Origin of the sequence: Paraburkholderia panacisoli, from assembly GCF_008369935.1 — a bacterium.
In the GTDB taxonomy this organism is placed as follows: domain Bacteria; phylum Pseudomonadota; class Gammaproteobacteria; order Burkholderiales; family Burkholderiaceae; genus Paraburkholderia; species Paraburkholderia panacisoli.
In genome coordinates, this window is sequence record NZ_VTUZ01000007.1 from 216875 (window position 1) to 229525 (window position 12651).

At 65.1% G+C, this 12651-nt stretch carries 12 protein-coding genes; 6 read left to right on the forward strand and 6 right to left on the reverse strand.

All coding sequences use genetic code 11. The features are described from left to right. Window positions 1–45: 45 nt before the first annotated feature. Entirely contained in the window at window positions 46–1107 is a 1062-nt protein-coding gene (locus FVF58_RS13255; protein WP_149670344.1) for a DNA-binding protein, read from the forward strand. Window positions 1108–1342: 235 nt separating this feature from the next. Here the strand turns inward: FVF58_RS13255 and FVF58_RS13260 are convergent, their stop codons facing one another. Next, entirely contained in the window at window positions 1343–1780 is a 438-nt protein-coding gene (locus FVF58_RS13260) for a MarR family winged helix-turn-helix transcriptional regulator (protein WP_149670457.1), read from the reverse strand. 222 nt (window positions 1781–2002) lie between these two features. Here FVF58_RS13260 and FVF58_RS13265 point away from each other — a divergent pair, with 222 nt between their 5' ends. Both FVF58_RS13265 and FVF58_RS13270 read left to right on the forward strand, forming a co-directional pair. Further along, the gene (locus FVF58_RS13265; protein WP_149670345.1) at window positions 2003–2710 is read left to right on the forward strand and encodes an FMN-dependent NADH-azoreductase; all 708 of its coding nucleotides are present in this window, start codon (window positions 2003–2005) and stop codon (window positions 2708–2710) included. A 4-nt stretch (window positions 2711–2714) separates the two neighbouring features. Next, window positions 2715–3146 (forward strand): cupin domain-containing protein, encoded by a 432-nt coding sequence (locus tag FVF58_RS13270; protein WP_149670346.1) that lies wholly within the window; start codon window positions 2715–2717, stop codon window positions 3144–3146. Between the two features lie 160 nt (window positions 3147–3306). Here FVF58_RS13270 and FVF58_RS13275 read toward each other — a convergent pair whose 3' ends face one another. Next, on the reverse strand, window positions 3307–3594 hold the full coding sequence (locus tag FVF58_RS13275) for a hypothetical protein (RefSeq protein WP_188130814.1): 288 nt from the start codon (window positions 3592–3594) through the stop codon (window positions 3307–3309). A gap of 500 nt (window positions 3595–4094) precedes the next feature. Here FVF58_RS13275 and FVF58_RS13280 point away from each other — a divergent pair, with 500 nt between their 5' ends. Next, on the forward strand, window positions 4095–5447 hold the full coding sequence (locus FVF58_RS13280; RefSeq protein ID WP_149670348.1) for an MFS transporter: 1353 nt from the start codon (window positions 4095–4097) through the stop codon (window positions 5445–5447). A gap of 346 nt (window positions 5448–5793) precedes the next feature. Here the strand turns inward: FVF58_RS13280 and FVF58_RS13285 are convergent, their stop codons facing one another. Next, window positions 5794–8328, reverse strand: coding sequence for a penicillin-binding protein 1A (locus FVF58_RS13285; protein ID WP_149670349.1), 2535 nt, complete (start codon window positions 8326–8328; stop codon window positions 5794–5796). A 149-nt stretch (window positions 8329–8477) separates the two neighbouring features. On the opposite strand from FVF58_RS13285, the gene fabV reads away from it, so the two are divergent. Beyond that, complete coding sequence (gene fabV / locus FVF58_RS13290; RefSeq protein WP_149670350.1) at window positions 8478–9674, forward strand: enoyl-ACP reductase FabV; 1197 nt, start codon at window positions 8478–8480, stop codon at window positions 9672–9674. A 112-nt stretch (window positions 9675–9786) separates the two neighbouring features. Next, window positions 9787–10359 carry a hypothetical protein gene (locus FVF58_RS13295; protein ID WP_149670351.1) on the forward strand — a complete coding sequence of 191 codons (573 nt, stop codon included), beginning with the start codon at window positions 9787–9789 and terminating at the stop codon, window positions 10357–10359. A gap of 21 nt (window positions 10360–10380) precedes the next feature. Here FVF58_RS13295 and FVF58_RS13300 read toward each other — a convergent pair whose 3' ends face one another. The 3 genes from FVF58_RS13300 to FVF58_RS13310 form a co-directional block, all read right to left on the reverse strand. After that, window positions 10381–10725: a hypothetical protein gene (locus tag FVF58_RS13300; RefSeq protein WP_149670352.1), complete on the reverse strand. Its 345-nt coding sequence runs from the start codon at window positions 10723–10725 to the stop codon at window positions 10381–10383. A gap of 151 nt (window positions 10726–10876) precedes the next feature. Continuing rightward, window positions 10877–11500, reverse strand: coding sequence for a glutathione S-transferase family protein (locus tag FVF58_RS13305; RefSeq protein ID WP_149670353.1), 624 nt, complete (start codon window positions 11498–11500; stop codon window positions 10877–10879). 115 nt (window positions 11501–11615) lie between these two features. Further along, a complete protein-coding gene (locus FVF58_RS13310; RefSeq protein ID WP_149670354.1) occupies window positions 11616–12521 on the reverse strand; it encodes a LysR family transcriptional regulator in 906 nt (301 codons plus the stop codon). Window positions 12522–12651 lie beyond the last annotated feature (130 nt).

Below are 12651 nucleotides of genomic sequence, written 5' to 3' on the forward strand. Positions count from 1 at the left end.
TTGTATTATCAACACATCTGCCCATTCCGATCCTGTCCGCTCCCCATGACACTCGACTCTGACATTGAAGCCGTCCGCGAACACGCGTCGGACACGCAGGCGTTGTATCGCGAGGTTTGCGCGCTGATGTTTTTCCGTTACGGCGAAACCCCGACCGCGAATCGTCTGTATCAACTGGTGCGCAAAGGCAGCATGAGCGCGCCGGCCAAGGCGTTGCGCGATTTCTGGGTCGAGGTGCGCGAAAAGACGCGGGTCGACGTTGGACGTCCGGACTTGCCGCCCGAAGTCGCAACGGCGGCCGGTGAACTGGCGGCAAATCTCTGGCGGCTGTCGAATGACGCCGCGACCGCCGCGTGGGATGTGTTCAGGCAGGATGCACAGGCGGAAATCGCCGATGCTCGCCAGCAGGCGCAGCAGTTGGAAGCGCAACGCAACGACGCGCTGTTGAAAGCCGAACAGGCGGCGAGCACTGCCGCCGCGCTCGGCCAGCAGATCGGCGCGCTCGAAGCGCGCCTCGTCGAGCTGCAGACCGCGAACGAAATGCTGACCGGGCAACTGGCGGCGTCGAAGGACGAGATCGCGGCGGGAGCCGCCGCGCTCGCTGACGCAAGACGCGATTTCGCCGATGAGCTGACCAAGCTGCGCCGATCGCACGATCAGAACGAGCAGCGGCTGGCCGCCGCCGAAAAACGGGCGCTGCTTGAAATCGAGAGCGAGCGGGCGGCGGCGAATCGCGTGCGCAAGGAGCTTCAGGCCGCCAAGGAACGGATCGCGATGCTGGAGACGGAACATCGCTCGGAACGCGATGCGCTGCGCGACGGGCTCGCTACTGCGAAGGCTGAGCTGGCCGCGTCGACGGCACGATGTGCGGCGATCGACGCGCAACTGGCGCAGAAGGACGCATTGCTCGCCGAGCGGCTTGCATCCGTCGAACTGCTTCGGCAACGTCTCGAAACGATGTCACGGCGACTGGAGATAGCGCGGACCGAACCGGCATCGGTGCGCCCTGCTCGCCGTTCCCGCTCGAAGCCCGAGTCTCAAGGCCGCGCGTCGATTGATTTTTCTCGCGGGCCGTTCGTCAAACGCTCGGCAGACCACAAGCGGTGAGTTTCGCTGTCGCAATCGGAAACCAGGGCCGTCAATTGCGCGTCGCCGTAGGTCGGCGTAATTCGCACAAGCCGACAGCGCGGCCGCGACGATCACCGTCACACTACTCGCGATCCGGCTGCCAGCCTGATTAACTGTGATTCCATTTTCTGACCTATCAGTTAACTGGGCGAAAAAAATCGCTGCAGGCATCAACAGCGCTGTCCGTCCTCATGCGCGTTCGTTCGCGTTGCGCCTACTCCGCAAGAAACTTGTTCAGCAAGCGGCGCAATTCTTCGAATTCGGCTTTCGTGAATTTTTTCAGACGCCGGTTCAGCACCGCCGGGGCGATCTGCGGAAGCTGCGCGGCGACCGCTTCGCCCTCCTTCGTCAGCTTCAGGTTGACGACGCGGCGGTCTTCGATGTCGCGCGAGCGCGCCAGCAAATCCCGCGCTTCCAGCTTGTCGAGCATGCGCGTCATCAGGCCGGTGTCGATGCCGAGGAGCTTCGACAATTCGAACGGCGTGGTGGCGACGCCGCGCCGCATGGACAGCAGAATGCCCATCTGCTGGCTGGTGATGTCGAGCTCCTTGAGCGCCGCATCCATCTCGGTCACGAGCAGGTTGCGCGCTTTGTTGATCGAGAAGCCCACGCTCTGGGTCAGGCTGAAATTGTCGGGCGAGTAGTGGTTCATCGCGATCTCCTGGTTGATAAGTGGAATTTTATCTGCAAAGTCAGATAAAGTCAAAGATGGATTCCGGCACTTCGGCGTTGTGTTGCATTGCGCGCCCTGTTCCATGGCTCTCAGGCCGCGCTGAAGTGGTCACCTCGAATCAACCAAAACCGGTCATTTAATAAAGCCAGTCGAGCGTTTAATCTACTTTCAGCCTAAATCACTACCGGAAGGACGGAAATCATGAAGATCATGCACGTCGACGCCAGCGCGAAACGCGAGCGCTCCAACTCCCGCGCCTTGAGCCGCTATTTTCTGGAACGTCTGCGCGAGGAGCGCGTGGACCTCGAAGTGGATTACCTGGACGTCACGGTGGATACCCCGCCGCACGTCAGCGAAGCTTTCGCGATTGCGACCTACACGCCCGCGCAGGAACGCACGGCGGCGATGAAGGCGACGCTGGCGTCGTCGGATGCGCTGTGCCGGCGACTGCTCGCCGCCGACGCGCTGGTGTTCGCGATGCCGATGTACAACTGGTCGATGCCTTCCGCGTTCAAGGCGTTCATCGATAGCGTCACGCGCACCGGCGTGACCTACGTGAATTCGGACGACGGCCGCGTCGTCGGGCAACTCGTACGGCAGAAGGTGCTGTTCATCACCAGCCGCGGCGCGGACTTGCGCGCGGGCTCGCCCTACGAGTCGATGGACGCGCTCACGCCGGCGTTAAAGGCGGCGTTCGGGTTCCTCGGCGTCGCCGAGCCCACGTTCGTCGATGCGCAGCCGCTGCAGTTTGCGAACCCCGAGGCGCGCGCCGAAGCGCTCGAACGGGCGCGCGCGGAACTGGCCGGGGTGGCGGCGAACTGGGCGAGTCGGGCGAAGCGGATTGCGCACGCCTCCGTCGCGACCACCGTCGATACGCACCATGAAGCCGTCACGCTTTGCCAGGAGTAACGAGATGAACATCCGCACCCTTATCGCCGCTGCAACGCTGGCGGGATTGTCGATCATCGGAGCTTCGCAGTGCGCGTTCGCCGCCGACGCCACCGCCGCGCGCGAAACGATCACGCCGGCTTTCGCGGAAGCGATCGCCAACGTGCCGGGCAAGACGATGACCGCGCTGGTGGTCGACTACGCGCCGGGCGGCAAGTCGCCGTCGCATCGGCATGGACAGGCTTTTGTGGTCGGCTACGTGCTGTCGGGGGCGATCCGCAGCCGTGTCAACGATGGCGAGGAACGCGTCTATCACGCGGGCGAATACTGGACCGAGAAGCCCGGCGTCCATCACACGGTCAGCGAAAACGCGAGCGCCACCGAACCGGCGAAGCTGCTGGCCATCTTCGTCGCGGACACGAAAGACAGGAACCTCGTGACGTTCGACAAGAAGTGATCGCGCGGTGTGGCCGTCACTAGCGGCCACCCAGGCGGCCGGCGCGGACCACGCGTCGGAACTGCGTGCCGGCGTCGTTGCAGGCGGAGCGAGCCGGCTCGTTGCATACGCGCATGCGGCATGGGCAGCGCACGCGTTCCACGCCCCTGCCCGCTTCACGCTAGAACTTCGGATGGCATTCGAAATTGACTGACGATGCATGCTCGCTCATCGCCTGCACGCCGCTGACGGTTTCCGTCGTCACACTGCTTTGCATGCCGCGACGCTCGCAATAGTCGCGTGCCTCGTTCACGGCGTGCTCGTGCGCACGCGCCCACGCCATGCGCCCGCCCGTCGCGCTTGCCGCGACCGTATAGGTACCGGGTTGGTCGGTGGCGACGACGTCGGTCGTCGATGCGCATCCCGCGAGGCTCGCGCATGCGGCGACCACGGCAATCACGCCGCGCATGCGCGTGGATAACGCCGCTCGACTGAAGAGTGTGACGGACGCATCGTCCCGTTCGAGCGTCCGCTCCGAATGATGAATGACCATGTTATTACCTGCACTTTTTGAACCGGTTACTAAGCCGTAATTATCCGCAATCAAGTGCAAGAGATCAGTCTCTCCACTCGAAAACACTGTTGCGCGCGCTTGAACAATGTTTCGATCGCGGCAGTGCGCAGTGGTTCATATGCTGATCAGATCGATCTCGTGTCTTCCGATGCATCAGCCGCAGCGTCATGGGTTTCCGGCCTCGCATTGCGCGGCCTGCTTCGTCAAGGACGCCATGCCGCGGCACAGTCCGTGCTGCATCACATCGATTCGTGCGCCCGCCGGCACTACCGCATCCGGCATCCACCAGGCTTTCCCCGCAACCGTTCGCAAACGCCTATCGAAATCGCGTTCCAGCGTCTAGCATGTAACGACATCGTTCAAATGAACCGGAACCTGAACCGGAGGAGACATTGATGGAACTTGAGGCACGCACCATAAAAAATGTGACGGTCCGGCTCGTGCCGTTCCTGATCCTCTGCTACTTCATCGCCTATCTGGATCGCGTCAACGTCGGCTTTGCCGCGCTGCAGATGAACAAGGCGCTCGACTTGTCGGCCAGCGCGTTCGGTTTCGGCGCGGGCATCTTCTTCATCGCGTACTTCTTCTTCGAAGTGCCGTCCAATCTCCTGCTCGAACGCTTCGGCGCGCGCCGCTGGATCGCGCGGATCATGTTCACGTGGGGCATTCTGGCCGGCGCGATGGCGTTCATCCCCGACATTTCGCGCTTCACCGGACTCTCGGCGGCGCACGTCTTTTATGGGCTGCGCATCCTGCTGGGCGTGGCGGAGGCCGGGTTCTTCCCCGGCATCATCTTCCTGCTCACACTGTGGTTCCCCGCCGCGTATCGCGGCCGCGTGGTCAGTTATTTCATGGCGGCGATTCCGCTGTCGACGGTGATCGGCGGGCCGATTTCCGGCGCGCTGCTTTCGCTGGACGGCCACGGCGGACTCGCCGGCTGGCAATGGGTGTATCTGATCGAAGCGCTGCCCGCCGTGCTGCTGTCGTTCGTCGTGCTGTTCTATCTGACCGACAAGCCCGCCGACGCCACCTGGCTCGCCACCGAGGAGCGCGACTGGCTGGTCGCGCGTCAGAAACAGGAGCGCGAGCATCGCGAGTCCGTGCGCGCGTTCAGCGTGAAGGAGGCGCTGATCAATCCGCGCGTTCTCGCGATCGCGCTGATCTACTTCGGTGCGAACGCGACCAACTACGGGCTGAGCTTCTTCCTGCCGCAAATCGTCAAGTCGTTCGGGCTCACCAATCTGCAGACGGGGTTCGTGACGTCGCTGCCGTATGTGGTCGGCGTGATCAGCATGGTGCTGTGGGGGCGGCGTTCGGACCGCAAGCTCGAACGCCGGTGGCACGTGGCGATTGCGCTGCTGGTCGCGGCCGGTGGCATCGCGGCGGCGGCCGGGCTCGACAATCCGGTGCAGAAGATGATCGCGCTGTCGATCGCCGGTTTCGGCATTTTCGGCTGCCTGCCGGTGATCTGGACCTTGCCGGCTTCTTTCCTGTCGGGCGCGGCGGCTGCGGGCGGCATCGCGGCGATCAACTCGCTCGGCAATCTGGCGGGATTCTTCGGGCCGTTCGCGATGGGGTGGATCAAGGACAGCACGGGAGGCTTCGGCGCCGGGTTGCTATGCCTGTCGGGCGCGGGACTGGTGGGCGTCGCGGCCGTGTTGCTGCTGCATCACGATGCGTCGCTTGAAGCGTCGTCGTCGGGGTTGCCCCATCCGCGCGCAGCGGGGGCTAAGGTGGCGCGATCCTAGAGGCGGGTGAATTCAGAGAGCTACGACGAGAGGATGGAATTGCGCGGTGCGTGAACTGGAGCAGCCACGGCGAGGGTGTAACCGCGCCGTGTGCGAGCCGCGTGACTCACGCCGCGAGAACGCAATTACGCGCAGCGTAAGCCAGAGCGGTCATGGCGAAGACGTCTCCGCGCGCAGCACTAGCCGCGAGGGCGACGCGGCGCGTGAGTGGGAGCAGCTACGCCATGAGGGCGTAGCCGCGCGCAAAGGCAGCCGGTGCAGCCACGCCGCGCAGACGCGACCACGCACAGCCCGAACCCAAGCCGACGCCGCGCGACCTCGACCGCACCGCCCGCCCCCTCAACACTCACCGCGCCGCACCACCATTCGCCGACCCACCCGCGTCGGCCGCACTGCCGACATCCGGCGGCACGACATCATCCGGCGTGGGCGTCGGCGCGATGGCCGGTTCCCCGCCGCCATGCGCTTGCCCATCGACCGCCCCGCCCGCTGCCGTTGCAGCCGAGCCAGGCGCTGGCAGCAGCGGGGGCAGCGCGCGCGGTTCGACCACCGTTTCAGACGCGGCAGCCGACGCAGCGGCCGCAGCGGACCCTGCCGACGCCCCGCCCTCGACCGGCGCGACCGGCGCGACCGGTGCGACCGGCGCCCGGCGCGCCGGACCGCGCGTCACCACCGGTTTCTCCGGCTTGGCCGGCGCGGCCGCGAACAGCTGCTGGAACCACTCGCGCAAGCGCGCCGAGCGCCCGGCGAACCAGCCCGGCTCCTGCGTCGTATCAAACCTGACATGGCTGTCGACCAGCCTTGAACGCTGCGCGCGCTGGAAGAAATCGCCGACGATCGGCAGCGCGCTATGCGCCCCCTGCCCCCAGTAGTCGCTGCGCAACGTCACGCGGCTGTCGTTGAAGCCCACCCACGCGCCCGCCACCAGTTGCGGATGAATCAGGATGAACCAGCCGTCCGCGTTGCCCTGGGTGGTGCCCGTCTTGCCGGCGACATCGCCGCGCACGCCGAAGCGACTGCGAATGCTCGACCCCGTGCCCCGGCTCACGACATCGCGCATCACGTCGATCAGCGTACGGGCGGTGTCGGCGGGCAGTTCCTGCTGCGCCGGCGCCGGCGCGAACTCGGCCAGCACCTCGCCGTTGCGGTCTTCGATCCGCGTGACCATCACCGGCTCCACGTAGCCGCCGAGATTGGCGATCGTGCCGTACGCCGACACCATCTCCTTCAGCGTGACCGGGCTCGTGCCGAGCGCGAGCGAAGGCACCGGGTCCAGTTCGCTGTCGCGCACGCCCATCGCGCGAGCGAGCCGCGCGACCTTGTTCGGGCCGACCGTCTCCATCACCTGCGCGGTGATGCGGTTGCGCGAATACGCGAGCGCGTCGCGCAGGCTGATCGCACGCGCGCTCGGCTCGTCCTCGTCGCTCGGACGCCAGATTTCACCGCCCGCCAGCGGGATTTCGACCGGTTTGTCGACGAAAGTATCGGACGGTTTCGCGCCGGCCTCGAAGGCCGCCGCGTAGACGAACGGCTTGAAGGTCGAGCCCGGCTGACGGCGCGCCTGCTGCACGTGGTCGAACGGGTCCTGGCTGAAGTCGCGGCTGCCGACCCACGCCCTGATCTGGCCGCTGCGCGGGTCCATTGCGAGGAAATCCGCTTGCACGCGCGTTTTCGACTCGCAGACCGAACGCACCAGATCGCGGTCGGACGCGACGCGCTTGAGCGCATCTTCATCGCTCAGGCCCGTCTGTTTCGCGGCGCGATAGTCCGGCGTCTCGCGCAGAAAGGTCTGCAGCAGATCCTTGTCGCCCGCGCAGCCCGCGCGCGTACCCCACGCCGAGTTCGCGATGCCCTGCAACTGGTTGCCCTGCAGCGTGACCGCCTGGGTCGCCATGGTCTGCAAACGCGAATCGATGGTGGTGCGCACCACCAGACCGTCCGAGTAGATGTTGTAGTCGTTGCGATCGGCCCACGCCGCGAGCCACTTGCGCAGTTGCTGCGCAAAATGCGGCGCGGGTCCGGGCGGCTCGGTCTGACGCTCGAAGTCGATGCGCAGCGCCCGAACCTTCAGCGTGTCGTAAGCGGCGGGCGTCAGCTTGCCGTACTTGACCATCTGCGCGAGCACCGTGTTACGGCGCTGCAGCGCGCGCTCCGGGTTGAGCACCGGGTTGTAGTAGCTGTTGCCCTTGAGCATGCCGGCGAGCGTCGCGGCTTCCAGCACGTTCAGGTCGGACGCCGATTTGTCGAAATAGGTGCGCGCGGCCATCTCGATGCCATACGCGTTGTAGAGAAACGGCACCGTGTTCAGGTAGGTCTCGAGAATCTCGTCCTTGGTGTAGAGCGCCTCGATCTTGAAGGCCGTGATCGCTTCCTTGAGCTTGCGAGTGAGCGTCGGCGCGCGGCCGATCTCGTCGGGATAGAGATTGCGCGCGAGCTGCTGGGTGATGGTCGAGCCGCCCTGCCGGTCGCCGGAAAACGTATGCAGCGCGGCCGATGCCGTGCGCCGCCAGTCGAGGCCGAAATGCTGGTAGAAGCGGTGATCTTCGGTGGCGATCAGCGCGTTCACCACGTTCGGCGAGATGTCCTTGAGCTTGACCCATTCGCGGTTGGACGGCTTGAATTCGGCGAGCAGCTTGCCGTCGGCCGACAGAATCCGCGCGGGCTGCTCGATCTTCGCCTTGCGGATGTCGCCGATGCCCGGCGTGAACGGAATCAGCGCGAGCACATACAGGAGCAGCAGCACCGGCAGCGCGGCGCACGCCCACGCTACGCCGCGCCGGGTAGGATGGCGCAAGTGCCACATGGCCTGCGCAATGAGCGGGTTCACGAAGGTCAGCCCTTTGTCGAGGGCCGCCAGAAACGAGGGGATGAGGCGCTTCACGCTTGCTACCGTCTGCCGGGAAAGGCGCAATCCTACCAAGATGCGCGGCGGCAGCCGAAATTTGCGGCGCGCGCGGCCAAACCAGCGCGGCACGCCCGCGGCAATCGCGGGCCACTATAATGTCGCCAAATTCCGACAAGAGGTGCTTCATGATCATCAAACCGCGCGTGCGTGGCTTTATCTGCGTTTCCACCCATCCGACCGGCTGCGAGGCCAACGTCAAGGAACAGATCGAGTACGTCGAAGCACGCGGCCCCATCGCCAATGGCCCGAAGAAAGTGCTCGTGATCGGCGCATCCACCGGCTACGGCCTGGCCGCGCGCATCAGCGCCGCGTTCGGTTGCGGCGCGGACACGCTCGGCGTGTTCTTCGAGCGCGCCGGCAGCGAAACCAAGGCGGGCACCGCCGGCTGGTATAACAGCGCCGCGTTCGAGAAATTCGCCACGGAAAAGGGTCTGTACGCGACCAGCATCAACGGCGACGCGTTCTCCGATGAAGTCAAGCAGCGCACCATCGAGGTCATCAAACGCGATCTCGGTCAGGTCGACCTGGTGGTCTACAGCCTCGCCGCGCCCAAGCGCACACATCCGAAGAGCGGCGAAGTGTTCAGCTCGACGCTCAAGCCGATCGGCCGCGCCGTGAATCTGCGCGGCATCGACACGGACAAGGAAGTGATCAAGGAAACGGTCCTCGAACCGGCGACGCAGACCGAAATCGACCACACCGTCGCGGTGATGGGCGGCGAAGACTGGCAGATGTGGATCGACGCGCTGCTCGAAGCCGGCGTGCTCGCGGACGGCGCGAAGACCACCGCGTTCACCTACCTCGGCGAAAAGATTACCCACGACATCTACTGGAACGGCTCGATCGGCGCGGCCAAGAAAGACCTCGACCAGAAAGTGCTGGGCATCCGCGCGAAGCTCGCAGCCAAGGGCGCAGACGCGCGCGTGTCGGTGCTCAAGGCGGTCGTCACGCAGGCCAGCTCCGCGATTCCGATGATGCCGCTGTATCTGTCGCTGCTCTTCAAGGTGATGAAGGAGAAAGGCACGCACGAAGGCTGCATCGAGCAGGTCTATGGTCTGTACAAGGAGAGCCTCTACGGCGCCGCGCCGCATCTCGACGACGAAGGCCGGCTGCGCGCGGACTACAAGGAACTCGACCCCGAAGTGCAGCAGCGCGTGCAGGCGCTGTGGGGCCAGGTGACCAACGAAAATATCTACGAACTCACCGACTTCAGCGGCTACAAGACCGATTTTCTGCGGCTCTTCGGCTTCGAGATCGCGGGCGTGGACTATGACGCGGACGTCAATCCCGACGTGCAGATTCCGAAGCTCGTGCAGGTTTGACGGAGTACGGCGGCGGGCACGCGTCGCGCGGGCTCGTCGCTTGACGGCGCAGTTCGTGTCGCGTCGACGGGCTGCCGCAATTCACAGCGCAAGGCGCGAAGGCGTGCGTGCGATGACATTCGAAGCAGCCGAAGCCACGCTGTGGCAGCTCGTGCAGTGCTACACGGGCCGGGTCGGATACCGGCGCGGCGTGAAGTCCGAAGGACTGTCGGCGAGCCCGCCGGTCATCGATTGCTCGGGCTGGACCGCCCTGCTGCTGTCGCGAGCACTGCAAGCGCAAAACGAGGCGGCCGGGCGCACCCTGTTCGCCGCCGACGACATCGATGCGCTGCACAGCTGGTCCGACCGCATCATCGCCGAGATCGGGCAGCGCACGGGATACATGCTGGAAGGAACCGCCATCACGGCCGACGCGCTGCCGCGCTGCGCGACCATCGGACTGAAGATCGGCAAGCCCGCGTGGGCAATCAATCATCCGCGGCTGCGGGGCATCACGCATATCGTGCAGGTCGTCCGCCGTCCGGACGACGACGCGCCGTTCGTTTCGGAATCGTTTGACGGTTCGGTCAGCGGCATCCGGCTCACGCCGCTGGCGCAGTGGCTTGCGCGCGCGCAGCCGACGATCGGCGCGAATGAAGCGTGGGCCGTCGACCCATTCCGGCTGGCCGCCAGCGCCTCGCGTTAGCAGGGCCGGCGGGTCACGGGGTCAGCAGGGAAACGCGCCCTGAAGCGAGCGGAGAATCGCGAGGCCGACCGGAAAATCGTCCGAAATGCCCGGGTGATTGGTGAAAAACGCGTCGAGCAACGGATAGACGGTCTGATTGCCGATTGCGAGCGTTTGCGGCGGGCAGAACAGCGGCGGACGCTTCTTCGAGACCAGGTCGCCGTTCGCCCAGCCGAGCGCGTTGATCGTGCCGGTAATGTACGCGGCGTAGACGGAGTTGTTATCCGTATGCGCCCATTGTTTGTATTGCGAAGCCGTCATCTCGGCGCTCGCACTCACCGTGAAAAACGCTGTCAGCAGAGCCAGCGCCAATTTCGATACCCGCATTCTCGAACCTTCAAACTGAGTCGCAAAGGCGGCCATTGTAGGTGAGTCGGGAGGCGGTATGCACAAGCGTTGCGCGCGCATGAATCCGTAAGCGCGGAGCAAGGATTTTCGTAAGCAGCGCGGGCGCTGCAAAGCGCCCTGGGCGCACCGCTCACGGTGTGCCGTTGCGGCAGTACTCGCGGTAACCTTCGCGCTCGCCAAGACGCGCCATGTAGGCCGCAACCGCCGGAAATTCAGCGTGCTGCAGCGGCGTTTCGAGCCAGCGGTTGACGGACAGCGCGATCGGAATGTCCGCGAGCGAGAACGCCTGCCCCGCGATGAACGCGCCGGTCCGCGCCAACTGCCCTTCGACGATCGCCATATGCCTGGTCCAGTTCGCGCATGACAGTGCGATCTGCTGCCGGTCCTGATGGGCCGGCGAGTGCCGCACCAGCGCGAGAAACGCGTAGCTCCACGAGCGATTCAGCTCGCTCGCCTGCCAGTCGATCCATTGATCGCAGCGCGCGCGCTCGCCCGGGTCGGCCGGGTAAAGCGCGTCGCCGTGATAGCGGCCCGCCAGGTAGCGGATGATCGAATTGGACTCCCACAGCACGAAGTCGCCGTCGCGGATCACGGGAACCATCGCGTTCGGATTGAGCGCGCGAAATTCCGCGGTGTCCGTCGCGCGAAATCCGGAGCCCCAGTCCTCCTGCTCGAAGGACAGCCCGAGTTCCGCGCAGGTCCACAGCACCTTGCGCACGTTGATGGATGAGGTCTTGCCGAGTATCTGCAGCATGGGACGTGGCGTCTCGAGTGGTTGCGATGCCTGGATGAACCGGAACGGAACAGCTTGCGCGCAGGGGTTTGCATGCGATCCGCGTCACGCCGCGCGGCGTGGCACGCACAGCCCTTCAATTGTCTGCCGCTTTGAGCGTCGCCTGCTCGCCGATCATGTCGTACAGCGCCTGCGCGGCCGGCGACAGATGCGCGGTCTTGCGCGCGACCAGAACGAGCGTGCGGGACACGACCGGCTGCGTGAGTTCGACCGTGCAAACCGTAGGATACGCGCCCTTCTGAAGCGCGAGCGCCGGCACCACCGCCGCGCCGACGCCTTGCGCGACCAGCCCCACGGCGGTCGAACTGCGCTGCACTTCGTAGAACGAGCGCAGCGCGAGACCGCTCGCCTCCAGCGCGACATCGAGCAGCGCGCGGTTGCCGCTCACCTCGCCGGCAAAGATCAGCGGATAGGCTTGCAGTTGCCGCCACGCAATCCGCCGGCGCTTCGCCAGCGCGTGATCCTGATGGCAGATCAGCACATATCGGTCCTCTGTCAGGGGCACGCTTGCCAGATCCGGGTGGGGGTCACGCGCGATGTTGATGCCGAATTCGACCTCCCGGCGCAGCACGGCCTCCTCCACCGCGGACGACGCGTGATCGAGAATCTTGATGCGGTTGTGCGGATAACGCGCCGCATACGCCTGAAGAATGCGCGGCAGATATTGCACGCCGACGGTCGGCACGCACGCAATCGACACGTCGCCGCGGCGGGCCTCGCCCGTTTCGCGGATTTCGACCAGCGCGTCGGCTAGTTCGCCGAGCAGGCGGCGCGCCTGCGGCAAAAAACTGCGGCCGATCTCGGTCAGCGCCATCGAACGCGTGGTCCGTTCGATCAGCGTGACGCCGAGAAAGGTTTCGAGCTTGCGCAGCCGCTGGGTGATCGCCGTTTGCGTGACGTGCAGCGAATCGGCCGCGCTCTGGAAGCTGCCGCGATCCGCGATCGCCACGAATGCCTGCACGCCGAGGGTGTCGATTTTCATTAGAAAAATGAAGGAATCGGAATCATAAATTCATTTTACTGCACCGGCTGGGCCGCCGAGAATGCACGCACTGGATCGGTTCGGTACGCCGCCAATGCGGGCGCCGACCGCCGGTCCGGCTATTGCGCAC